20 protein-coding genes are annotated in these 22,080 nt (G+C 67.8%); 10 read left to right on the top strand and 10 right to left on the bottom strand.

Annotated elements, in window-relative coordinates; genetic code table 11:
• Window positions 1-40 precede the first annotated feature (40 nt).
• Window positions 41-772 carry a transcriptional repressor LexA gene (gene lexA, locus G9373_RS31505; RefSeq protein WP_120659230.1) on the bottom strand — a complete coding sequence of 244 codons (732 nt, stop codon included), beginning with the start codon at window positions 770-772 and terminating at the stop codon, window positions 41-43.
• Between the two features lie 276 nt (window positions 773-1,048).
• On the opposite strand from lexA, the gene G9373_RS31500 reads away from it, so the two are divergent.
• Together G9373_RS31500 and nrdR are read left to right on the top strand one after the other, a co-directional pair.
• The gene (locus G9373_RS31500) at window positions 1,049-1,546 is read left to right on the top strand and encodes a LysM peptidoglycan-binding domain-containing protein (RefSeq protein ID WP_167118665.1); all 498 of its coding nucleotides are present in this window, start codon (window positions 1,049-1,051) and stop codon (window positions 1,544-1,546) included.
• 180 nt (window positions 1,547-1,726) lie between these two features.
• On the top strand, window positions 1,727-2,191 hold the full coding sequence (nrdR, locus tag G9373_RS31495; RefSeq protein WP_007296355.1) for a transcriptional regulator NrdR: 465 nt from the start codon (window positions 1,727-1,729) through the stop codon (window positions 2,189-2,191).
• Between the two features lie 38 nt (window positions 2,192-2,229).
• On the opposite strand, the gene hrpA is transcribed toward nrdR, so the two are convergent.
• The gene (gene hrpA / locus G9373_RS31490) at window positions 2,230-6,117 is read right to left on the bottom strand and encodes an ATP-dependent RNA helicase HrpA (protein ID WP_133986575.1); all 3,888 of its coding nucleotides are present in this window, start codon (window positions 6,115-6,117) and stop codon (window positions 2,230-2,232) included.
• A gap of 69 nt (window positions 6,118-6,186) precedes the next feature.
• Here hrpA and G9373_RS31485 point away from each other — a divergent pair, with 69 nt between their 5' ends.
• A complete protein-coding gene (locus G9373_RS31485; protein ID WP_133986576.1) occupies window positions 6,187-6,831 on the top strand; it encodes a Pr6Pr family membrane protein in 645 nt (214 codons plus the stop codon).
• A gap of 97 nt (window positions 6,832-6,928) precedes the next feature.
• Window positions 6,929-8,008, top strand: a complete 1,080-nt coding sequence (locus G9373_RS31480) for an alpha/beta hydrolase (protein WP_039950742.1) — start codon at window positions 6,929-6,931, stop codon at window positions 8,006-8,008.
• Here the strand turns inward: G9373_RS31480 and G9373_RS31475 are convergent.
• Window positions 7,970-8,353 carry a VOC family protein gene (locus G9373_RS31475; protein ID WP_007296351.1) on the bottom strand — a complete coding sequence of 128 codons (384 nt, stop codon included), beginning with the start codon at window positions 8,351-8,353 and terminating at the stop codon, window positions 7,970-7,972. The two genes, G9373_RS31480 and G9373_RS31475, sit on opposite strands and share 39 nt — an antisense overlap.
• Window positions 8,354-8,510: 157 nt before the next feature.
• Between G9373_RS31475 and G9373_RS31470 the strand changes: the two genes are divergently transcribed.
• Entirely contained in the window at window positions 8,511-9,875 is a 1,365-nt protein-coding gene (locus G9373_RS31470) for an MFS transporter (RefSeq protein WP_054246702.1), read from the top strand.
• Between the two features lie 27 nt (window positions 9,876-9,902).
• Here G9373_RS31470 and G9373_RS31465 read toward each other — a convergent pair whose 3' ends face one another.
• Window positions 9,903-11,039, bottom strand: coding sequence for a cation:proton antiporter (locus tag G9373_RS31465; RefSeq protein WP_054246701.1), 1,137 nt, complete (start codon window positions 11,037-11,039; stop codon window positions 9,903-9,905).
• 223 nt (window positions 11,040-11,262) lie between these two features.
• Here G9373_RS31465 and G9373_RS31460 point away from each other — a divergent pair, with 223 nt between their 5' ends.
• Window positions 11,263-12,495: an aminotransferase class III-fold pyridoxal phosphate-dependent enzyme gene (locus tag G9373_RS31460; protein WP_005574546.1), complete on the top strand. Its 1,233-nt coding sequence runs from the start codon at window positions 11,263-11,265 to the stop codon at window positions 12,493-12,495.
• On the opposite strand, the gene G9373_RS31455 is transcribed toward G9373_RS31460, so the two are convergent.
• Entirely contained in the window at window positions 12,459-12,761 is a 303-nt protein-coding gene (locus G9373_RS31455; RefSeq protein WP_043793907.1) for a hypothetical protein, read from the bottom strand. The genes G9373_RS31460 and G9373_RS31455 overlap by 37 nt on opposite strands.
• A gap of 18 nt (window positions 12,762-12,779) precedes the next feature.
• On the opposite strand from G9373_RS31455, the gene G9373_RS31450 reads away from it, so the two are divergent.
• On the top strand, window positions 12,780-13,496 hold the full coding sequence (locus G9373_RS31450; protein ID WP_005574544.1) for a hypothetical protein: 717 nt from the start codon (window positions 12,780-12,782) through the stop codon (window positions 13,494-13,496).
• Here G9373_RS31450 and G9373_RS31445 read toward each other — a convergent pair.
• Window positions 13,482-14,162: a PhzF family phenazine biosynthesis protein gene (locus G9373_RS31445; RefSeq protein WP_005574543.1), complete on the bottom strand. Its 681-nt coding sequence runs from the start codon at window positions 14,160-14,162 to the stop codon at window positions 13,482-13,484. The genes G9373_RS31450 and G9373_RS31445 overlap by 15 nt on opposite strands.
• A 111-nt stretch (window positions 14,163-14,273) precedes the next feature.
• Here G9373_RS31445 and G9373_RS31440 point away from each other — a divergent pair, with 111 nt between their 5' ends.
• Window positions 14,274-15,197, top strand: coding sequence for a hydrogen peroxide-inducible genes activator (locus G9373_RS31440; protein ID WP_054246699.1), 924 nt, complete (start codon window positions 14,274-14,276; stop codon window positions 15,195-15,197).
• Window positions 15,198-15,206: 9 nt separating this feature from the next.
• Here the strand turns inward: G9373_RS31440 and G9373_RS31435 are convergent, their stop codons facing one another.
• A complete protein-coding gene (locus G9373_RS31435; protein ID WP_043793906.1) occupies window positions 15,207-15,956 on the bottom strand; it encodes a LysR family substrate-binding domain-containing protein in 750 nt (249 codons plus the stop codon).
• A 58-nt stretch (window positions 15,957-16,014) separates the two neighbouring features.
• Here G9373_RS31435 and G9373_RS31430 point away from each other — a divergent pair, with 58 nt between their 5' ends.
• The gene (locus G9373_RS31430; RefSeq protein WP_005240786.1) at window positions 16,015-16,419 is read left to right on the top strand and encodes a DUF5997 family protein; all 405 of its coding nucleotides are present in this window, start codon (window positions 16,015-16,017) and stop codon (window positions 16,417-16,419) included.
• A 3-nt stretch (window positions 16,420-16,422) separates the two neighbouring features.
• Here G9373_RS31430 and G9373_RS31425 read toward each other — a convergent pair whose 3' ends face one another.
• The 3 genes from G9373_RS31425 to G9373_RS31415 form a co-directional block, all read right to left on the bottom strand.
• Window positions 16,423-18,927: a DUF3516 domain-containing protein gene (locus G9373_RS31425; RefSeq protein ID WP_005568500.1), complete on the bottom strand. Its 2,505-nt coding sequence runs from the start codon at window positions 18,925-18,927 to the stop codon at window positions 16,423-16,425.
• Window positions 18,928-18,967: 40 nt separating this feature from the next.
• On the bottom strand, window positions 18,968-20,005 hold the full coding sequence (locus G9373_RS31420) for an alpha/beta hydrolase (RefSeq protein WP_005240793.1): 1,038 nt from the start codon (window positions 20,003-20,005) through the stop codon (window positions 18,968-18,970).
• Window positions 20,006-20,149: 144 nt separating this feature from the next.
• Window positions 20,150-21,118: a PAC2 family protein gene (locus tag G9373_RS31415; protein WP_005568502.1), complete on the bottom strand. Its 969-nt coding sequence runs from the start codon at window positions 21,116-21,118 to the stop codon at window positions 20,150-20,152.
• 285 nt (window positions 21,119-21,403) lie between these two features.
• Here G9373_RS31415 and G9373_RS31410 point away from each other — a divergent pair, with 285 nt between their 5' ends.
• Window positions 21,404-22,030 (top strand): MBL fold metallo-hydrolase, encoded by a 627-nt coding sequence (locus tag G9373_RS31410; protein WP_120661249.1) that lies wholly within the window; start codon window positions 21,404-21,406, stop codon window positions 22,028-22,030.
• The last annotated feature ends 50 nt before the right edge of the window (window positions 22,031-22,080 follow it).

The following is a 22,080-nucleotide window of genomic DNA, read 5'->3' as shown; positions in this document are numbered from 1 at the left end:
GCCCCACGGCGATCGCCGTGGGGCCCTCCTCGTGCCGGGACTAGATCTTGCGCATGACCGTGACGACCTTGCCCAGAACGACCGCGTCGTTGCCGGGGATCGGATCGAACAGCGGATTGTGCGGCATCAGCCACACCTCGTTCTCGGTGCGCTTGAACGTCTTGACGGTGGCTTCGCCGTCGATCATCGCTGCCACGATGTCTCCGTTCTCCGCCACGTTCTGCTGACGGACCACCACCCAGTCGCCGTCGCAGATCGCGGCATCGATCATCGATTCGCCGACGACCTTGAGCAGGAACAGCGAGCCCTGGCCCACCAGTTCGCGGGGAAGCGGGAAGACGTCCTCCACTGCTTCCTCGGCGAGGATCGGGCCACCGGCCGCGATCCGGCCGAGGACCGGGACGAACGTGGGTTCCGGCAGGGGTGCGCCGTCGGCGCCGGACTTGACCGCGGACAACCCGACGGCGGCGCTCGCGTTCGCGGCGGCTCCCGCCGCCACCTCGTCGAGGCCGCGCACGTCCACGGCGCGCGGACGATTGGGATCCCGGCGGAGGAAGCCCTTCCGCTCCAGCGTGCGCAGCTGATGAGCGACGGACGACGTGGAGGTGAGCCCCACGGCGTCGCCGATCTCGCGGATGCTCGGCGGATATCCGCGCTCGTTCACGGACGTGCGAATCACCTCGAGGACACGGCGCTGCCGGTCGGTCAACCCGGCGGCGGAGCCACCGCTCACACGTGGAGTCGAACCGTCGGTCGAGCTGTCGTCCTTCATGGCGAGGTGCCTCCGTCTGTATGTGGATCTTCTCGGTATGGGTCGCATGTGACTGCTGTGCCGCGTGACACGAATCTATCCCGCTTTCCTCGGAGTTTCAAACATCTGTTCGACACGTGTCGCGAGAAGTAGAGACATTGTCGGAGGGTCGTGGTAGAAATCGAACATGTGTTCTTTCGAACGCGTGATCGAACACCCGGAGCGATCGGACGCCGACCGGGTCGGTAGCGGATACGACAACGGATCTGACAACGGATACGAGCAGCGGAGGTACCGATGAGCAACGCAGTTCTCCATCGGCAGGCAGTGCTGAACCGGCAGGCCCTCGAACGGGGTGTCATCCGTTCCGGCGCCGCACGGTCGTACCGGACCGAGCCGCGCCGCCGGCGCACCGACGGCGAGCTGCGGCGTCCCTCGTCCGGTGCCGTCGCGTACCGGCCCACCCACACCGGTGTCTCCCGTGCCGATCACGCGCGCGGGGCGAACGACGTCCGCTGGCGGATGGTGCTCGCGAGTGTCGTGATCACGGCGGGTGTGCTGTGCGGGCTCGTCGGGGTGGCTCAGCTGGCCACCACCGACGGTGTGAGTAACCTGGCGGCCACGGAGGTCGTGCAGGTGCAGCAGGGGGAGAGCCTGGCAGCGCTCGCGGCCCGGATCTCCCCGGAATTGCCGGTGACGCAGGTGGTCGAGCGGATCATGGAGCTGAACGCCATGTCCAATTCGGCGCTCCACCCGGGCCAGAGTCTGATCGTCCCGTCGTCCTCTACCCGGTGACGGGGGTGGCTCTGCATGTCTGTCCCATCGGGCGGCCGAGTAGTCTCGGATGCTGTCAGTCCCACCACTTCGTGTGGTCGCGTCGAGATCGTGCATCCGCTGCGTGAATCCGTTTTCGTCGGTTCGCCATCGGGGGAGGCGAACAGTTGCGGCCACGACGGCTACAACGAAGGAATCGCCATGCACTGCCCGTTCTGCCGGCACCCCGATTCACGTGTGGTCGATTCGCGAGAAGCCGACGAAGGACAGGCCATCCGTCGCCGACGTTCGTGCCCCGAGTGTGGTCGCCGATTCACCACCGTCGAGACCGCCGTGTTGTCGGTGGTCAAGCGCAGTGGTGTCACCGAACCGTTCAGCCGAGAGAAGGTGGTGCGGGGTGTGCGCCGCGCCTGCCAGGGCCGGCAGGTAGACAACGACGCACTGAATCTTCTTGCCCAGCAGGTCGAGGACGCGGTCCGGGCGTCGGGCTCGGCGGAGATTCCGAGCAACGAGGTCGGCCTCGCCATTCTCGGTCCGCTTCGTGATCTCGACGAGGTGGCGTACCTGCGCTTCGCGTCGGTGTACCGGTCTTTCAGCTCCGCCGAGGACTTCGCCCGCGAGATCAAAGAGCTACGCGAACACCGCGAATCCCGAGACGACGTCTGAGCCTGCGCGTCAGCGCACCTTCGCCATAGCCTTGCGCGTCAGCGCACCTTCTCCATGGCACTGAGCACGCGTTTCTCCGAGACCGGGATCGGTGTCCCGAGTGTTTGAGCGAACAGGCTGACGCGCAACTCCTCGATCATCCAGTGAATCGCATCGACCTCGGGTGAGTGCTGTCGTTCTTCCGGCAGGCCCGCGAGCATGCGTTCGTATCCGGCGTACACCCGGTCGAGAACGTCCATCCCCTTCTGGTCGCGCGGTGCGCTCCCCGGAAGGGCTTCGAGACGTGCCGCCGCGGCGGCGAGGTAGCGGGGGAGTTCACGGAGGCGAGTGGTACCGATGTCGGCGACGAATCCGGGAAACAGCAGCGACTGCCGTTGTTCCCGCACGTCGTCGGCGGCTTCACCGGTGGCGCGTTCCAGCACGACGGCGAGCCGGTGGTCCGCTTCGAGCACGGGCGACACCAGTCGTAGGAGCACCGCCACGTTCCGGGCCATCTCCGCGCGCGCCGTCGCCACGAGGGCGTCGAATTCCTGCGGTGTGCGCACCGGCGCGCCGTGTGCGGCGATCAATTGGTTCGCGGCGGCGTTGCGGCAGTCGTCGATCAGGGCGTCGAGGCTGCCGTCGGGGTTCTGCCCGAGCGCCAGTCTCTGTGCGTTGCTCAGGCCGGACGTGACCGTCTTCGCCTGGGTGGGAACGGCAGCGAGGAGCAGCCTGCGCGTTCCGGCGCGCATCGCGGTTCGTTGTGCCGCGGCGGTGCTGAGCACGCGGACGGCGACACCGTCGCCCTCCGGGACCAGGGCGGGGTAGCCGGTGACCTTCTGGCCGCCGAGTTCGCGGGTCACGGTGGCCTCGAGCGAACCGAGGGTGGCGGGGGTCCACGTGAGTGCGGGCGGCCGCTCCGAGTTCGAGGCCGCCTTCGCCACTTCCACCTGGACGCGGGGAGCGAGCGACTTGCGCAGCGACACGAGGTCCTTGTCCCGGCCGAGGACGGCACCCTTCTCGTCCACGGCAGCGAACGTCATGCGCAGATGGTCGGGGAGCGCGGTGACGGCGAAGTCTTTGGGATCGATGCGACAGGCGCCGAGCCGCGACAGTTCGCGTGCCATCGCCGTGGTGAGAGGTTCGGAGCGGGGCTTCACGGCGGCCAGCGCGGCGGCCGCGAAGTCCGGTGCCGGAACCACCTGTCGGCGAAGGGTCTTCGGGAGCGTCTTGATCAGGGCGGTGACCAGTTCGACGCGCATGCCGGGGACCAGCCAGTCGAAGCCGACCGGGCGCAGGCCCGCCAGTAGCGCGATCGGGATGCGGGCGGTGACGCCGTCGTCCTCGGTCCCGGGCTCGAACTGGTAGGTGAGGGGGAACTGCATGTCGCCCTGACGCCAGGCGTCGGGGTATTCGCCGCCGAGTACTGCGGCCGATTCGGCGTTGACGACCGTCGCCTGGGTGAACGTGAGCAGGTCGGGATTCTTGCGGCGGGCGACCTTCCACCAGGAGTCGAAATGCCGGGCCGAGACCGCTTCCGGGCCGACGCGCTGATCGTAGAAGTCGTAGAGGGTGTCGTCGTCCACGAGGATGTCGCGCCTGCGGGCGCGATGTTCGAGTTCTTCGACGTCTTCGAGGAGTGCGCGGTTGGCGTGGAAGAACTTGTGCTGCGTCTGCCATTCGCCCTGCACCAGGGCGTGGCGGATGAACAGGTCGCGGGACGTTTCGGGGTCGATGGTGCTGTAGGTGACGGCACGCCGGGCGACGAGCGGGATGCCGTACAACGTGACGCGTTCGTAGGCCATGGCGGCGCCGCGTTTCGACGACCAGTGCGGTTCGGAGTAGGTGCGTTTCACGAGGTGCGGCGCCAGCTTCTCGGCCCACTCGGGTTCGATTCCGGCCGACATCCGTGCCCACAGCCGGGACGTCTCGACCAGCTCGGCGGCCATGACCCATCGCGGGGGCTTCTTGAACAGGCTCGAGCCGGGGAAGACCGCGAATCGGCTTCCGCGGGCCCCGAGGAAGTCTCGTTTGTCACCCTCGCGGAGCCCGATGTGCGACAGCAGCCCCGCGAGCAGGGACTGGTGGATCGCCGCCTCACCGGCCGGGGTGTCGGTGGTGTCCCAGCCCAGCCCACGGGTGATCTGACGGAGCTGACCGTGCAGGTCCTGCCATTCGCGGATGCGCAGCCAGTGCAGGAATTCGTTTCGGCACATCTTCCGGAACTGGTTGGACGACAACTCGTTCCGCTGCTCGCGCAGGTACTTCCACAGTTCGAGGAAGGCGAGGAAGTCGGAGTTCTCCACAGTGAACCGGGCGTGCTTCTCGTCCGCTGCCTGCTGGAATTCGGCGGGACGTTCCCGCACGTCCTGGATCGAGAGGGCGGAGACGATGACCAGCACCTCGGACAGGCAGCCGTTCCGGTGCGCCTCGACGAGCATCCGGGCCATGCGCGGATCGACGGGGATCTGCGCGAGTTCGCGTCCGACCGCGGTGAGGACGGGCTGCTCGTTCTGGGCTTTCCGTTCGATGGCCCCGAGTTCCTCGAGCAGGCCGATGCCGTCGCGGACCGCCCGGGGGTCGGGCGGCTGGACGAACGGGAACGCGGCGATGTCGCCGAGGCCGAGCGCCGTCATCTGCAGGATGACGGACGCGAGGTTGGTGCGCAGGATCTCCGGTTCGGTGAACGCGGGCCGCGCCTCGAAGTCCTCTTCCGAGTAGAGGCGGATGCAGATGCCTTCGGCCACACGGCCGCAACGCCCGGAACGCTGGCGGGCGGATGCCTGCGAGATCGGTTCGATGGGCAGGCGCTGCACCTTGGTGCGCACCGAGTAGCGGGAGATGCGGGCGGTTCCCGGGTCCACGACGTACCGGATGCCGGGCACGGTGAGCGACGTTTCCGCGACGTTCGTCGACAGCACCACCCTCCGCCCGGTGTGGGGCGTGAACACCTTGTGCTGTTCCGCCGCCGACAGCCGGGCGTAGAGGGGCACGATCTCGGTGCCGCGCAGTCTGCGGTCTCGGAGCGCGTCGGCGGTGTCGCGGATCTCCCGTTCGCCGGAGAGGAAGACCAGGATGTCGCCGTCGCCCTCGCCGGAGAGCTCCTCGACCGCCTCGCACACCGCGTCGACGGGGTCGCGGTCGAACGTCTGGTCGCCCACTTCCACCGTGAGTGGGCGGTACCGCATCTCGACGGGGAATGTGCGCCCGGACACTTCGACGATCGGGGCGGGCACGCCGTCGGTGGCGAAGTGCTGCGCGAAGCGTTCCGGATCGATCGTGGCCGACGTGATGATCACTTTCAGATCGGGCCGGCGGGGGAGTAGCTGTCGCAGGTACCCGAGGATGAAGTCGATGTTGAGGCTGCGTTCGTGGGCCTCGTCGATGATCAGCGTGTCGTACCGGCGCAGCATCCGATCGCGTTGGATCTCGGCGAGCAGGATTCCGTCGGTCATCAGTTTCACCAGCGTGCCGTCCGACACCTGGTCGGTGAATCGCACGGTGTAGCCGACGGTCTCACCGAGTTCGCTACGGAGTTCCTCCGCGATCCGTTCGGCGACGGTCCGCGCCGCGAGACGGCGGGGCTGGGTGTGTCCGATGAGGCCGCGGACGCCGCGGCCGAGTTCGAGGCAGATCTTCGGGATCTGCGTCGTCTTGCCGGATCCCGTCTCGCCGGCGACGATGACGACCTGGTTCTCGGAGATCGCCTTCGCGATGTCGTCGCGGCGCTGGCTGACCGGCAGCGTGTCGGGGTAGTCGATGACGGGGACGCTGTCGAGTCTTCGTGTGATGCGTCCGCGGGCGGCGGCGATCTCGTCGGACAGGGATGCGAGTGCGTCGGGTGTGCGCGCACGGTCGAGTCGCCGGCGGAGCCGGTGTTCGTCGCGCAGTGTGAGTTCGCCGAGGCTGTTCTTCAGGTCCCGCCGGCTGGGTGCTGTGGTGGACATGCTGGACCCCAGCCTAGCCAACCGGTGGATCGCCCTGTGCCGCGCCCGCCCGTGTGCGAATATCGGCGGATGGACGCTGCCGTCGTCACGGACCTGCGAGGTCAGAGGATCGTTCGGGTTCTGCGGGCGGTCTTCGCCGTCTACGGGCTGATCGCGTTGCTGTGGATTCCTCTCCGTAGCGCCGGCAGCGACGACTTCTCACTGGCCAATTTCCTCAGCTACTTCACCATCGAGAGCAACATCCTCGCCGTCGTCGTCCTGTTCGTCGGCGCGATCCGGGATCCGCAGTCACGGGGCTGGCAGCTGTTCCGGGGTGCGACCACGCTGTACATGGTCATCACCGGAATCGTGTACGCGGTGCTGCTGGCGAACATCGACGTCATGCTGCAGGACGCCTGGATCAACACGGCCCTGCACCGTCTGCTGCCGCTCGTCCTGCTGCTGGACTGGGTGGTGGCCCCGTCCCGGGTGCGGATCTCCGAGGCGCAGAGCCTGAGCTGGCTGGTGTTCCCGGCCGTGTACGGCGCCTATTCCCTGATACGGGGTCCGATCGTCGACTGGTACCCGTACCCGTTCCTGGACCCCCGGCAGCAGGGGTACCTTCAGCTCGCCGTCACGGCGGTCGTGTTGTTGCTGGCGATGGCGTTGATGGCGTTCGCCGTCAACGCGGTGGGACGTCTCGGTGCACGCAGGCGGTACGACGAGGATCGGTAGCGGCGAAGGTGCGCGCGGACGATTCGCGGACCGCGCTATCCTCCACACGACAGGCGTCCGCGCGATCAACCGTGACTTCGGCAACGGCTGGGAGATTATGTTCGACGAGTTCGCAGGCGAGACCTTCGACCTGCTCGGCCGCGACCGCGGCAGTGTCGTGGCCGCCGACGACGGTGTGCCGCTCGCGGTGCGCGAGGTGGGTCCGGCGTTCGCGCCCTTGACGGTGGTGTTCGTCCACGGCTTCTGCAACAGAATGACCGGGTGGCACTTCCAGCGGGTTCAGCTCGAGGAGGCGTGGGGCTCGACGATTCGCATGGTGTTCTTCGACCTGCGGGGGCACGGCGACTCCGGGGTGCCGCGGCGCGCCACCTGCACCATTCCGCATCTCGCGCAGGACGTCGACGCCGTGATCCGTGCGCTCGTGCCCGAGGGGCCGATCGTGCTGGTCGGCCATTCGATGGGCGGTATGGCGGTCCTGTCGTACGTCGGACAGCATCCCGATCTGATCGGGTCCCGCATCGTCGGGGTGGGCCTGATCGCCACCGCGGCGGAGAAGCTGGGTGACGTGGGGCTCGCGCGGACCCTCAACACGCCGGTGGTTGCCGGATTCAGCACCGCCGCCCGCCACCTGCCCCGGGTCGTCCAGAGCGGTCGCGGCGCGAGCAAGAGGGTGCTGGCGCCGATCCTGAGGTCGGCGTCGTTCGGTGACCGCAGCATCAGCCCGGCGATCGTGTGGCACTCCGAGCAGATGATCAACGACACGTCCCTCAAGACGCTCGTGGACTTCCTGCCGTCGTTCAAGAATCACGACGAGACGGCGGCGGTGCCGTTGCTCGCACCCATCGAGACGCTGGTGGTGTGCGGCGACCGCGACCTCCTGACCCCCTTCCGGTATTCGAAGGCGATCGCCGGGCATCTGCCCGACGCGGAACTGGTGAAGGTCCCCGGTGCGGGGCACATGGTGCAGTTGGAGCGCGCAGAGCTCGTCTCGGACGCGATCGATCGTCTCCTGACCCGTTCGGTCGAAACCCTTCCCACGCCGAGTGCCTGGAGTGAGTGGGTCCGGGTGGCGACGGATTACGTGGACCACGCACGGCACTGGGTCGCCCACGGCGGGCCCGCCGCCTGGTGGCGAGGGCTACGTGGTCGTCCCGTCGTCGGCCCCACGTTCCGGTAACACGCAGAATTCGTTGCCCTCGGGGTCTGCGAGGACCACCCAGGGAACATTCGGGTCGTCGCTCAGCCGGCATGCGCCGAGCGAGAGGAGCCGCCGGACCTCCTCGTCGCGGGTACCGGACGACGGCGCGATGTCGAGGTGCAGGCGGTTCTTCCCGGACTTCGGGTCGTCGACGGGCTGGAACACCAGTGACGGGGACCCCGGTGCGTTCGATTCGACGTACTCGAGCCCGTACGAGTCCTTCCAGCGGCGGGTCGACGGATAGCCCAGGGCGTCGCACCAGAATCGTGACAGTGATTCCGCGTCACGGCAGTCGACGGCGATGGCGATGATTCGGCTGGTCATGGGTTGCGGATACCCGCGCGACGGTGGTCGCACACTGTCACGGGGACGGCTCGGGCGCGCCTCCGTGGCGTGTCTGTAACCGGCAAACGCGCGACAACACGTGCCACTCGGGCCACAATGAGTGAACGCGAAACCGGCCCGAGGAGACGGGATCACCATGGCATCTGCGAGTTCGTCAGCCGAGCAGGAAACCCTCCCACCAGGTGTTCTCCGTCGCGCGATCGCGGCGTCGGCGATGGGTAACGCCACCGAATGGTTCGACTACGGCGTCTACGCGTTCACCGTGTCGTACATTTCGGCCACGTTCTTTCCCGGCGACACCGGTTCGGCCACCTTGTACGCCCTGCTCGTGTTCGCGGTGTCGTTCGTCGTGCGACCGCTCGGCGGCCTCGTGTGGGGTCCGCTGGGTGACCGGCTCGGACGCCGCCAGGTTCTGGCACTGACGATCATCCTGATGGCGGGTGCGACGTTCTGCGTGGGCCTCGTGCCGGGATACGACGTCATCGGTTTGTGGGCGCCCCTGCTGCTGGTGCTGCTGCGCATGATCCAAGGCTTCTCGACGGGCGGCGAATACGGCGGCGCGGCAACGTTCATGGCCGAGTACTCGCCGGACCGCAAGCGCGGTTTCTGCGGAAGTTTTCTCGAGTTCGGCACGCTCGGCGGGTATGCGCTGGGTGCGATCGTGGTCCTGGCGGTGGAGTTGTTCTCCAGCGATCCGTTCATGTCCACCTGGGGCTGGCGTATCCCGTTCCTGATCGCCGGACCGATGGGTCTGATCGGCCTCTACCTGCGGACCAAGCTCGAGGAGACACCCGTGTTCCGGGAACTGGACGCGGAGGGCGAGGTGGAGTCGACGCCGACCCACGAGTTCAAGGATCTGGTGACCGAGTACTGGAAGCCGTTGCTGCTGCTCGGCGGCCTCGTCATCGCGTTGAACGTCACCAATTACACCCTGCTCAGTTACATGCCGACATATCTGGAGACACAGATCGGCCTGACGTCCACCGCGTCGCTGTCCCTGTTCATCGTCGGGCAGCTCGTGATGATGGCCGTCATTCCGTTCGCCGGCGGGTTGTCGGACCGGGTGGGCCGAAAACCGCTGTGGTACGGCTCGCTCGTGGGATTGATCGTGCTCGCCGTCCCGATGTACCTGCTGATGCGTCAGGGTTTCGGATGGGCGATCCTCGCGTTCGCGGTGCTCGGGTTGCTGTACGTCCTGCAGCTGTCCACGATTTCGGCGACGTTCCCGGCCATGTTCCCGACGCACGTGCGGTTCGCGGGTTTCGCCATCGCGTACAACGTGTCGACGTCGTTGTTCGGTGGCACCGCACCTGCGGTCAACGAACTGCTCATCGAATGGACCGGCAACACGCTGATGCCGGCGTTCTACATGATGGCCGCGTGCGCGATCGGCCTCGTCGCGCTGTACTTCGTGGCCGAGACGGCGGGCGCGTCGATCCGTGGTCGCGGGATACCGGGAATCGACACGGTGCCGCACCCCACCGCCCTGGCGGAGAAGTGACGCGTGTGGGTGTGCCCCTGACGCCTGTCAGGGCGCGCCGAACCCCCGACGTGCCGCCATCGCGCCGGCGAATGTGGTGGCAGCGATGGTGACCAGCGCGCCGAGGATCAGTGCCGAAGGCTCGCCTGGGCCCAGGAGATGCGATTGCGTACCGATCGCCGCCGCGGCCACGGGCACGCCGAGTTGAGCGGCGGCCAATACGCCGAGGGGCAGCGGCACACCGACCAGCCGTGTCAGGCAGTGGACGAGAACGGCAGCGAGGCCGAGCGCAACGCCGAGCAGTATCAAGGAGGGGTCCGCCCCGAGGTCCCGGACATTCAATGATGCGCCGAGCCAGACGAAGAACAACGGCCCGAAGAATCCTTCGGTGATCGAGAACAGCTGCTTGGCCAGGCGTCGCGGCTCGCCCACTGCCGCGATCACCAGTCCGAGTGCGAAACCGGCGAGCATGATCGACACGTGGGAGTGAACGGCCAATGCCGCCAGGAGGCACAGGACCCCGAGATTGATCCGCAGTTCCAGTGCGAAGCCGCGTTCCTTGGACTCCTGATGCAGGCTGTGAAGCCAGCCGCGTTTGTCACTCGCACGGAGGACCGCGTAGAAGACGGCGGTCGCCCCCGTCACGGCTACCGCGCCTGCTGCGGCGCGTGGGGCCTGCGCCGGATCGATCACGAGCGGCAGAGCGACGATGCACGCGATGTCGGCAACCGCGACCTGGGCTACGGTCTGCACGATCGGTGTGCCCTCGAGCCCGAGCGAGTCGATCAGGGGTAGGACGAGCGCTGCGGACGACGACGCGATGAGGACCGCGTACAGAGCGGCGTGGCCGGTACCGAATGCCTGAGCGATCCCGAACCCTGCCAGGGTGGCACCGACACCGACGAGAACAGCCCGAACCACGCCTTTCGCCAGCGCAGGCCGGATGCGTGCGTCCCGGATCGGCACATGTGTGCCGGCCACGAACATGACGAGCGCGAAGCCGATGTCCGCGAGGAAAGTGAAGGTGGGATCGCCGGGATCGAGTATGCGCAGACCCGTAAAGCCGAGGAGGATTCCGGCAAGCAACTCGCCGAGAACGACCGGTAGATGCCAGGTCCGGCGACTCGCGAGCACGGGGCCGGCCAAGGCTGCGGCGGAGATCAGCGCGAGTACTTCGAAGGACATGCGTATGTCAGTTCGGTGCAGTCGAGCTCGACGGCCGGCACGGGGTCTTCCAGTTCTCGCGACATCTCACTCCGGGCATGGAGAGATTGTGCCTGCCGAAGCCCGCGGTCCGACTCCGATCGAGGCAAGGAGGTCGGGCCGACCAGGCGAGGGACGCGTGAGTCGGGCGAGGGGATTCCCAGGCCACATGGCATAGTCGGCTCGGGGCGGGTTTCACGAAGGGATGAGCATGGCGTCGGCACTGTGGCACGGATTCGCGGACATGGGCGCGGTGGAGCAGAAGGGGCCCTTCGTGGTGTCCCGCGGCGAGGGCGCCTACATCTGGGACGACCGCGGCAACCGTTACCTCGACGCGACGGCCGGGCTGTGGTTCACCAACGTGGGGCACGGCCGTGCGGAGATCGCGGACGCCGTCGCGCAGCAGTTGCGGACCGTGGCCCATTTCTCGAACTTCGGCGACTTCGTTCCCGAGACCACCGCGACCCTGGCCGATCGTCTCGCGACCATCGCGCCGGTGCCGGGCAGCAAGATCTTCTTCACGTCCGGTGGTTCGGATTCCGTGGACACGGCGGCCAAGCTCGCCCGCCGCTACTGGCATGAGATGGGCAAGCCGTCCAAGACGATCGTGGTCGGCCGCCAAAAGGCCTATCACGGGATGCACGTGGCGGGCACCGCCCTGGCGGGAATTCCCGCCAACCGCGAGGGTTACGGCGAGTTGATGGCCGACGCCGCCACGGTCGCCTGGAACGACGCGAAGGGCCTGCTCGAGCTGATCGAGAAGATCGGCGCCGACACGATCGCCGCGTTCTTCTGCGAACCCGTCATCGGTGCGGGCGGCGTCTACCTGCCGCCGGAGGGCTACCTCGCGGAGGTCCGCGACATCTGCCGCGAGCACGACATCCTGTTCGTCGTCGACGAAGTGGTCACGGGATTCGGTCGCATCGGCGGCGAGTGGTTCGCGTCGACGCGATTCGACCTGCAGCCCGACATGATGACGACGGCAAAGGGTCTCACCTCCGGATACGTCCCGATGGGGGCGGTGTTCATCGCCCCGCGTGTGGCCGAGCCGTTCTACGCCGGCGGGATCTGGTGGCGGCACGGCTACACCTACGGTGGGCACGCGGGTGCCGCCGCGGCTGCTCTCGCCAACCTCGACATCATCGAGCGCGAGAACCTGCTGGCAGAGTCGAAGCGGCTCGAGTCGTCACTGCACGAGCACCTCGCGCCCCTCGCCGACCACCCGCGGGTCGAGGAAGTGCGCAGCGGTCTCGGTGCGGTCGCGGCGGTGCAGCTGGCCGATCCGGCGGAAGCGCTCCCGTTCGTGAACACGTTGCGCGAACACGGGATCTCGGGGCGCGCCGCCGGTCAGGGTGCCATGCAGATCTCGCCGGCGTTCGTGATGACGGACGAGCAGGTCGCTCAGCTCGCGGACGGAATCCGCCGGGCCCTGGGCTGATCGGTCCCGGTGCCCCGCCTGCGGAGGCGGCGCAGGGCACCGGTGACCCGGTCCCGCCAGGTGGGCGGGGTCAGGTCGATCTCCTTCTGCCCGTCGTGCACCGCGTACGCGCGGGTGTAGCGCTCGTGGAGACGCGCCCGGACCTCGTCGGGCGTGTACGCCTTGCGTTGCCGATCCGCGCGCACCGCGACGACCCCGGTCGCGGCGACACCCACCACACCGGCGAGTCCGAGAAGTTTCCACCATTGCCTGCCACGGGGTCGCATCCTTCTAGGCTAGGGCCCATGGACGCGCCACGGCACACGGACGCACGACGACACGGCTCCACCATCGACCTCGACACCGCGGTCGAGGTCACCCGCACCGGCGACATCTGGATCTTCCGCGGAGAGTCTCCGGCCGACAGGGCCATTCAGACGCTGACGAACAGTCCGGTCAACCACGTCGGCATGTCGGTGGTCCTCGAGGACCTGCCGCCGCTGATGTGGCACGCCGAGCTGGGGCATTCGCTGCAGGACATGTGGACGGGACGCTTCCAGCGCGGTGTGCAACTCCACGACCTGCGCGCCGCCGTCCAGGTGTGGGGTGCGCGGTACGGGCAGCGGGGATGGCTGCGCCAACTCGCCGAACCCGCGACGTCGCAGCAGGAGGACGCGTTGCTGCGGACGATCGCACGGCTCGACGGAACCCCGTTCCCGTCCACCGCGAAACTTGCGTCACGGTGGTTCGGCGGGCGCCTTCCCCGGACGGGGCGCCGGCAGAAGAAATCGGGCGGCCTCGAAAGTGCCTATTGCGCCGAGGTGGTTGCACAGACGTACGAGGAGATGGGTCTGATCAGCGGGCGCAGGCGCACCAACTGGTACGACCCCGGCAAGTTCTGGAGCGGCGACAGGCTTCCCCTCGCTCCCGGTGTGACGCTGGGCCGGGAGATCGAGGTGACTCTGAGCGAAGCCGACCTCACCGCGGGGCGAGGTCGGCGGCCGTCGTCAGAGGGTGCGTGACTTCTCGGGGTGGACTCGTCCGCCGACCTCGATCCAGCCGGCGGGATCGTAGGTGGTGCGCAGTTCGGATCCCTTGCCCTGGGTGATCAGGAGGGCGTGCCGGAGGTGCGCGGTGATCCGGACGGCCGCGGCACCGGTGGCCTCGTCCTCGGTGATGCCCATGTCCGGGGCGAACATTCGCGACCGGATCGAGTGCTCGACCTTGTCGGTCCAGGCCCACAGATAATGGTGTCCGGAACCGAACTTCTTCGGGTCCGCAGACTGAACCTCGCGCACGCTGTTCATGGGGTACAGCGAGAACTCGGGCGCCCACTCCGGCCGGGCCCGCACCCAGGTGAAGGCGCCGGAACGGCGGGTGGCGACCGGGCCCGCGGGCACGTCGAGTGTGGTGACCGCGGCGCCGCGCTCGTGCAGCCACCAGGACAGTCCGACCGTGGGGTGTCCGGCGAAGGGCAGTTCGGTGGTGGGGGTGAAGATCTGGGCGCGCGCGTGCTCGTCGCCGGGTCCGGGCACGTCGACGAAGATCGTCTCGCTGTATCCGAGTGCGGCAGCGACGGACTGCCGGTTTTCGGGCGGGACGGCCGAGGAGTCGACGATGCCGAGCGGATTGCCGTGGCGTCCTTTGTCGTCGGTGAACACCCGGACGACATCTACGTGGATGGGCATTGACGCACCCTATCGCTCGTCGACCTCGAGGCAGTGCCTCGACGGTGGGAGAGTTCGCCACCGGCCCCGGGTCAAAAGGCAGAGGTGATGGATAACGCTAGGCTGATAGGCATGGCTGATCAGAGTTATCAACCCACACTGTCGCAGCTGCGTGCGTTCGTGGCAGTCGCGGAATACCGCCATTTCGGCACGGCGGCAGCGCGATTGAGTGTGAGTCAACCCACACTGTCGCAGTCGCTCGCCGCCCTGGAGAACGGGCTCGGCGTGCAGCTCATCGAGCGCAGCACCCGACGCGTCCTCGTCACCACTGCCGGGGAGCGGCTCCTCGGTCAGGCCAAGGTCATCCTCGAGGCCGCGGACGGTTTCGTCGCGACGGCCGCGGGTGTCGGCGACCGGTTGGCCGGACCGCTGCGTATCGGGCTGATCCCCACCGTGGCCCCGTACGTACTGCCAGCCCTGTTGCCGGCGCTGCGCGAGGAGATGCCCGCCCTCGAGCCGCAGGTCATCGAGGACCAGACGGCGCGACTTCTGGAGGCGTTGCGTGTGGGTGCGCTCGACGTCGCGGTGCTGGCGTTGCCGACTGGTGTCAGCGGTCTCGTCGATATTCCTTTGTACACAGAAGATTTCGTGATGGTCGTCCCGGAGGGACACGCACTCGCGGGTCGCACCGACGTCTCGCCGCAGATGCTGGACGCGCTTCCCCTCCTGCTGCTCGACGAGGGGCACTGCCTGCGCGACCAGACCCTCGACCTGTGCCGCTCGGTCGACGCGCACCCGGTTGCGGGCGACACCCGCGCCACGTCACTGTCGACGGTGGTGCAGTGCGTCGCCGGCGGGCTCGGCGTCACCCTGGTGCCGGAATCCGCCGTCCAGGTGGAGACCGGACGGGGACCGCTCGCGACCGCCCGCTTCGCGGCTCCGGCGCCCGGCCGCACGATCGGCCTCGTATTCCGCTCGTCCAGTGCCCGTGCGGACGGCTACGGGCAACTCGCTGCCCTCCTCACGAAGACGGCGTCGGTCGGCGCGCCCGCCTGACCTCAGGGCCTAGGACCGCCGCCGCGGTTTGCCCTTCTTGCCACCCTTCGCTCCGGAGCCCGACCGGGACGTCCTGGCTCCCGTGGCCGGTTTCTGGCGTGCAGTCGCCGCGGCGGGACGCTTCTTCTTCGGCTGCGCCGGCGTCGGGGTGCGGCCCCGGGAACTATTGACGGTCCGGCCTCGGACGATGCCGATGAACTCCTCCACCAGTTCGGTGGTCTCGTCCTCCGGCCACGACAGCGCGATCCGTGACTCCGGGCCGTCCGACACCGTCCGGTAGACGAGGTCCTTGCGGTGGTGGAGCCGAGCGAGCGACTGCGGGACGACGAGCAACCCGATCCCCGCAGCGACCAGTTCGATTGCGTCGGCCGTCGTGGCGGGGCGGTCCTGGGCCGGCAGTCCCGGCACGCTGTCCCAGACGAGGACGTCGTCGAGCGGGTGCAGCACGATCTCGTCGGCCAGATCCGCGATCGACACCTCGTCCACCGCCGCCACCACATGGTCCTTCGGCGCCACGACCACGGGGATCTCGGTGTACAGGGGGATGGCGCTGAGACCGGTCCGGTCGATCGGCAGCCGCACCAGGCCCGCGTCCGCGCCGCCGCCGCGCAACTGGTCGGGTGCGGCCGAGGCCGCTGCCGGGACGAGGGTGAGCGGGACGTCGGGCAGCCGTTCGTTCCAGATCCGCACCCACTTGGTAGGGGTCACGCCCGGGACATACGCGAGCCGGAACGAAGGGGATGCATCCGCGTCTGTCACTCCGTCAGGCTACCGGCCTTGGTCAACGACGCCGCACACGCTCGTTACTCTTGACACCATGACGTCGCACAAGAGCCCTCAGACTATGAAGCCCGCCACCGCGGCGAAGAAGCTGGGTGTGTACCTCGAGGCCACCCCCGCGGAGTTCCAGGAGGGTCTCGTCTCCCGCGACGAGCTGAGTGCACTGCAGAGCGATCCGCCGGAGTGGCTGCTCGAGCTGCGCCGCAACGGCCCGCACCCGCGGCCGGTGGTCGCGGCGAAGCTGGGGGTGTCCATCGCGGGCCTCGCCCGAGGCGGCGTCACCGAGGCGCTCACCACCGAGCAGATCGACGCGCTCATGGCCGATCGACCCGAATGGCTGCAGCAGGAACGTGCCACCCAGGCCGAGGTCCGCAAGGAGACCGTCCGCATCAAGGAGAAGAACGCGGCGCGGCGTGATCAGCCCCGCCGGCCGCGTTCCTGACCGCTAACCCTCGACGATGCTGAGCTCGTCGAAGATCACTTCGCCGGCCGCGTCGGACTCGGGAAGGTCGACGACCGCCGTCAACGCCCACCCGTGATCGCCCTGCGGGTCCTCGAGGACCTGCCGCACCCGCCACAGCTCGGGCGCGGTCTCCACCTGGAACAGTTGGGGGCCGCGCGCCGAGGGGCCGGTGCCGAGGGAGTCGTATTCGTCGAAGTACGGCTGGAGCTGGTCCTCCCACTCCTCGGCGTCGATGCCGTCGTCGAGTCCCTCCAGTTCGGCCCACCGCCGCCGCGACGCGAGTTCGATACGCCGGAACATGGCGTTGCGCACCATCACCCGGAATGCCCGCGTGTTCGCCGAGATCGGGCGCGGCACATCGGCGCCGAACGCGACCTGCTGGTCGTCTCCCTCCGCGCCGGGGTCGGTGAGAGATTCCCATTCGTCGAGCAGGCTCGAATCCACCTGGCGGATCAGCTCGCCCAGCCACTCGATGAGGTCGTCCAGCTCCTCCGTCCGGGCCTCGGTCGGAACGGTCTGGCGCAGTGCGCGATACGCGTCCGCGAGATATCGCAGCACGAGCCCCTCCGAACGGGCCAGACCGTAGTGGCTGACCATTTCGGCGAACGTCATGGCCCGCTCGACCATGTCGCGCACCACCGACTTGGGCGACAGCGCGAACTCCGTGATCCACGGATGCCCACCGCGGTACATCTCGAACGCCGGGAACAGCAGGTCCGCGAGAGGCTTGGGCCAGGTGACCTCCTCGAGCAGTTCCATCCGTTCCTCGTACTCGATCCCGTCGGCCTTCATCTGCGCGACCGCCTCACCGCGGGCGAAGTGCTGCTGCGCCATGAGGACCTGCCGCGGGTCGTCGAGGGTCGACTCGATCACCGACACCACATCCAGTGCATAGGAATCGGATTCGACGTCCAGGAGTTCGAGGGCGGCCAGGGCGAACGGGGACAGCGGCTGGTTGAGTGCGAAGTCCCGCTGGAGTTCCATGGTGAGCCGGGCCATGCGGCCGTCGGCGTCGGGTTCGTCGAGTCTCTGCACCACGCCGGCGTCGATCAGCCCGCGGTACAACGACAACGCCTTGAGGATGTGCTTGCGCTGCGCGGGTCGCGACTCGTGGTTGTCCTCGAGGAGATGCCGCATGGACTCGAAGCAGTTGCCCGGTCGCGCGATTACGTTGAGCAGCATGGAGTTCGACACGGAGAACCGTGAGACGAGCGGTTCGGGTGACGCGGCGACGAGCCGATCGAACGTGGCCTCGCTCCACGACACGAAGCCGTCCGGCGCCTTCTTGCGCTGCACCTTCCGGCGCTTCTTCGGGTCGTCGCCCGCTTTGGCGAGTGCACGCAGATTCTCGACCTCGTGTTCGGGGGCCTGCACGACCACGGTGCCCAGGGTGTCGTAGCCGGCGCGTCCCGCGCGTCCCGCGATCTGGTGGAACTCGCGGGCGCGGAGGTGCCGCGTGCGGGTGCCGTCGAACTTGGTCAGCCCGGTGAGGAGCACGGTGCGGATGGGGACGTTGATCCCCACACCGAGGGTGTCGGTACCGCAGATGACCTTCAGCAGACCGTCCTGCGCCAGCTTCTCGATGAGACGGCGGTATTTCGGCAGCATGCCCGCGTGGTGGACGCCGATACCGTGCCGGACGAGACGCGAGAGCGTCTTGCCGAATCCGGTGGTGAACCGGAAGCCGCCCAGCGCTTCGGCAATGGCGTCCTTCTCCTCGCGCGAGCAGAAGTTGACGCTGGTCAGGGCCTGTGCGCGTTCGAGGGCTGCGGCCTGGGTGAAGTGAACCACGTAGACGGGGGCCTGATTGGTGGTTACCAGTTCCTCGATCGTCTCGCTCACCGGTGTCGTGGCGTACGAGAACATGAGGGGAACGGGACGCTCGGTGCCCGCCACCACGGTGGTGGGGCGGCCGGTCCGGCGGGTGAGGTCGGAAGAGAAGAAGTCGACCTCGCCGAGGGTGGCCGACATGAGCAGAAATTGGGCGTGGGGGAGCTCGACGAGGGGGACCTGCCACGCCCAGCCCCGGTCGGGTTCGGAGTAGAAGTGGAACTCGTCCATCACGACCTGACCGATGTCGGACTCGGGGCCCTCGCGCAGTGCGAGGTTCGCGACGATCTCGGCGGTCGCGCAGATGATCGGTGCCCGCGAGTTGACGGCGGCGTCGCCGGTCATCATGCCGACGTTCTCCGCGCCGAACACCTCGCACAGGGCGAAGAACTTCTCGCTGACAAGGGCTTTGATCGGGGCGGTGTAGAAGGTGCGCTTGCCGGTGGCCATGGCGTAGAAGTGGGCGCCGACCGCCACCATCGACTTGCCGGATCCGGTGGGCGTCGCCAGGATCACGTTGGCCCCCGACACCAGCTCCATCACGGATTCTTCCTGGGCGGGGTAGAGCGTCAGACCCCGTTCTTCGGTCCAGGAGGTGAAGGCGTCGAAAACGGAATCGGAATCCGCGTTCGCGGGGAGCAGGTCGGAGAGAAGCACTGCTACAGGCTAGCCGGAAGGCGGTGCACCGCTGCCGGGCCTATGTCGCGCTGCGTTCGTCCGATCCCATCGCGTCGAGGACCGCCATGCGGGTGGACGCGCTGCCGGTGATGGTGCTCTCACCGACGCCGGTGACGAGCATCTGCCGCCACTTCGCTTCGTCGAACTGCAGGGGATGAGTCACTGACAGGAACTTCTCGATGGTGCGCAGGAACCGCATCGGGTCGTCGCGGAACGGGAAATGGCCTGCGCCGCGGAAGATCTCGAGATGAGAGCCGGGCATCGCCGCGTGCGCGAGGTGGGCGTGGCTAACCGGAATGACGGCGTCCTGATCGCCCCAGATGAGCTGCACCGGGAGATTCTCGGTCAGATAACATCGGTCGAGCATGGTGACGACCTGGCCGCGCCAGTCGACCACCGCGCGCAGGGTGCGCAGATATGCCTCGTAGGCCGTGGGGTCGTACAGCTCCGCCAGTACGCGCACCAGGTCGGGTGTGTCGTGCAGCATCGCACCGGGACGCAGTCGCGTCCCGTTCAGCTGGCTCAACACGTTGCCCACCAGACGCACGGTGGGCATCGCGCCGGGAATGCGCAGCAGTTTCAGCGCCTCGTTGACCACCGGCACCGACGCGAGCCGCAGCAGCGGGTGGACGTCCTTGGTGACGCCGCCGGCCGAGACCAGGACGAGCCGGTCGACCATCTGCGGGAACTGGTAGGAGAACTGCATGGCGACACCGCCACCGAGGGAGTGACCGACGACGGTGACCTTGTCGATCCCCAGGGTGGACAGCAGGTCGCGCATGCCGTTGGCGTACGCCGCGACCGAGTAGTCGGCCCGCGGCTTGTCGGAGCGTCCGTGACCCAGCAGATCGGGGGCGATGACGGTGTAGTTCTTGGCGAGGTGCGGGATGATCTCGGTCCAGGTGGACGAGTTGTCGCCGATGCCGTGGATCAGCAGCAGCGCGGGACCCTCACCTGCCATGCGGAACGCGCGGCGGTAACCGTGGATCGTGCGGAACATCATGCGGGTTTCGGCGTTCGGAACGGGCCTGAGCTTACGAATGCGAGTGTCGCTCATGTCGCCTCCTGAACTGGGTGCACTCCCGAATGTTGACAGCTCAATCATCCGCTTGGTCTCGACGCTATTGCACCGCTCTCGGCCGAACAACTGGACCGTGCGGTCGCACAGTGTCCGAGTGGCGACCGCACAACAGCTCCTCGGTCACGCCCCGCCCCGTGATCCCCCCTCCTCCTCGGAGCCGCCGTCCTCGCCGTCCTGCAGGGCCTGTTCGGCGAGGAAACGCTCGAATTCTGCACCGAGTTCGTCACCACTCGGCAGGTCTTCTTCGCTGGCCAGGAGCGTGGACTGCTGTTCTTGAGCTGTTACGTACGCATCGTACTGGCGTTCCAGGGCGTGGACGACGGTTTGTACCTCCTCGTTACCTGCGATGTGCTCGTCGACCTGTTCGCGGACGCGTGCGGCGGCCTCGCCGAGCGCGGCCAGCGGCAGGTCCAGGTCGGTGACGTCACTCACATTCTCGAGGAGGGTCTCGGCGGCGCCCGGGTAGTCCGTCTGCGCCAGGTAATGAGGGACGTGAACCGAGAACCCGACCGACTCGTGCCCGTGCTGCGCCATCCGCAACTCGATCAGCGAGGACGCGCTGCCGGGAACCTGCAGTTCGCCGGACCAGCGCTGGTGGTCCTTGATCAGGTCCTTGTTCGTGGAATGCGCGGTAACCCCGAGTGGGCGGGTGTGCGGGATGGCCATCGGAATGGCGTTGATGCCCACGGTCCGGCGTACACCGAGCTGCTCGGCCAGCAGGCGCACCGCCGTCGTGAACCGCTCCCAGCGGAGATCGGGTTCCATGCCGGCCAGTAGCAGGAACGGGGTACCCGCCGTGTCCTTCAGCGCATACAGGTTCAGCTCGGGCTGGTCGTAGTCCGAGAAGTGGTCGGCCTTGAACGTCATGGTGGGCCGACGGGAGCGGTAATCGACGAGTTCGTCGACCGCGAAGGAGGCGACCAGCTCGCTCTCGAGGCTCTCGCGGAGATGCGTCGTGGCGAGTTTGACGGCGTGGCCTGCGTCGGAGAAGCCCTCGAGTCCGTGGATCAGGACAGGTCCCTGGCCGTCCGCGGAGGACAGCTGCGGTGCCGGGAACTCCAGCTCGTACATCTTCGACTGTTCGTCCATTACAGACCTCTTCTCCTTCGTGCCTGGCCTCCAGTGTCCCCTATCGTCTCCGGCATCGATACGTCGGACTTTGCTCTCGGAGGTCCCGCTCTGGGGGAACACGGCGCGGGCGACCGATAATTCCCGTCCGGGGCCTTCCGGTGTTCGCCCACAGCGAGATCCCGCGCACGGTCTGTGGCAATGTGAGGAACGGCACGGTCCCAGACGGACGAGATCCTGGAGGTGCACGATGTCTGCACGGGTACGAACAATTGCGTACCGGGTTCGGCGATCGGCGGTCGAGTCGTGAGCGTGCACGTCGACCGAGTGGTCACCTCCGGCACCTTCAGTCTCGACGGGGGCACCTGGGACGTCGACAACAACGTGTGGATCGTCGGCGACGACACCGAGGTGGTGGTGATCGACGCCGCCCACACCGCCGCCCCGATCATCGAGGCTGTCGGCGGCAGGCACGTGCGGGCCATCGTCTGCACACACGCCCACAACGACCACGTCACCGTGGCGCCCGAACTGTCCACGGCGCTGGACGCCCCTCTCTACCTCCATGCGGCCGACGACGTGTTGTGGCGACAGACTCACCCCGCCGTCGCCTACACGCCGATCGAGGACGGGCAGCAGATCGCCGTGGCCGGGACCGACCTCCGCGTGCTCCACACGCCCGGCCACTCGCCCGGCTCCTGCTGCCTGTTTCTGCCGGAGGCAGGGGAGTTGTTCAGTGGCGACACCCTGTTCTCGGGCGGACCGGGAGCCACCGGGCGCTCCTACTCGGACTTCCCGACGATCATCGGGTCCATCCGCGACCGTCTGTTCGCGCTACCGCCGTCGACGACGGTCCGCACCGGGCACGGCGACGGAACCACCATCGGGACCGAATCCCCGCACCTGGAGGAGTGGATCGCCCGCGGCAACTGAGCCGCAGCCTCCCCGCTGTCGGCGCGCCGGCGTGGCAGAGTGGCGGAAAG

Origin of the sequence: Rhodococcus sp. A14 (assembly GCF_011603105.1) — a bacterium.
In the GTDB taxonomy this organism is placed as follows: domain Bacteria; phylum Actinomycetota; class Actinomycetes; order Mycobacteriales; family Mycobacteriaceae; genus Rhodococcus_F; species Rhodococcus_F opacus.
The sequence above is the reverse complement of the archived record's forward strand: the minus strand, read 5'-3'. Positions and strand labels throughout refer to the sequence as shown.

What these genes read in the sequence shown, in the direction of transcription:
- nrdR (WP_007296355.1), top strand. Translation starts at nt 1,727, where the DNA reads ATGCACTGCCCGTTCTGCCGGCACCCCGATTCACGTGTGGTCGATTCG.
- G9373_RS31420 (WP_005240793.1), bottom strand. Translation starts at nt 20,005, where the DNA reads ATGAGCGACACTCGCATTCGTAAGCTCAGGCCCGTTCCGAACGCCGAA.
- G9373_RS31460 (WP_005574546.1), top strand. Translation starts at nt 11,263, where the DNA reads ATGAGCATGGCGTCGGCACTGTGGCACGGATTCGCGGACATGGGCGCG.
- G9373_RS31500 (WP_167118665.1), top strand. Translation starts at nt 1,049, where the DNA reads ATGAGCAACGCAGTTCTCCATCGGCAGGCAGTGCTGAACCGGCAGGCC.
- G9373_RS31485 (WP_133986576.1), top strand. Translation starts at nt 6,187, where the DNA reads ATGGACGCTGCCGTCGTCACGGACCTGCGAGGTCAGAGGATCGTTCGG.
- G9373_RS31430 (WP_005240786.1), top strand. Translation starts at nt 16,015, where the DNA reads ATGACGTCGCACAAGAGCCCTCAGACTATGAAGCCCGCCACCGCGGCG.
- hrpA (WP_133986575.1), bottom strand. Translation starts at nt 6,117, where the DNA reads ATGTCCACCACAGCACCCAGCCGGCGGGACCTGAAGAACAGCCTCGGC.
- G9373_RS31475 (WP_007296351.1), bottom strand. Translation starts at nt 8,353, where the DNA reads ATGACCAGCCGAATCATCGCCATCGCCGTCGACTGCCGTGACGCGGAA.
- lexA (WP_120659230.1), bottom strand. Translation starts at nt 772, where the DNA reads ATGAAGGACGACAGCTCGACCGACGGTTCGACTCCACGTGTGAGCGGT.
- G9373_RS31455 (WP_043793907.1), bottom strand. Translation starts at nt 12,761, where the DNA reads ATGCGACCCCGTGGCAGGCAATGGTGGAAACTTCTCGGACTCGCCGGT.
- G9373_RS31480 (WP_039950742.1), top strand. Translation starts at nt 6,929, where the DNA reads ATGTTCGACGAGTTCGCAGGCGAGACCTTCGACCTGCTCGGCCGCGAC.
- G9373_RS31470 (WP_054246702.1), top strand. Translation starts at nt 8,511, where the DNA reads ATGGCATCTGCGAGTTCGTCAGCCGAGCAGGAAACCCTCCCACCAGGT.
- G9373_RS31445 (WP_005574543.1), bottom strand. Translation starts at nt 14,162, where the DNA reads ATGCCCATCCACGTAGATGTCGTCCGGGTGTTCACCGACGACAAAGGA.
- G9373_RS31415 (WP_005568502.1), bottom strand. Translation starts at nt 21,118, where the DNA reads ATGGACGAACAGTCGAAGATGTACGAGCTGGAGTTCCCGGCACCGCAG.
- G9373_RS31465 (WP_054246701.1), bottom strand. Translation starts at nt 11,039, where the DNA reads ATGTCCTTCGAAGTACTCGCGCTGATCTCCGCCGCAGCCTTGGCCGGC.
- G9373_RS31440 (WP_054246699.1), top strand. Translation starts at nt 14,274, where the DNA reads ATGGCTGATCAGAGTTATCAACCCACACTGTCGCAGCTGCGTGCGTTC.
- G9373_RS31450 (WP_005574544.1), top strand. Translation starts at nt 12,780, where the DNA reads ATGGACGCGCCACGGCACACGGACGCACGACGACACGGCTCCACCATC.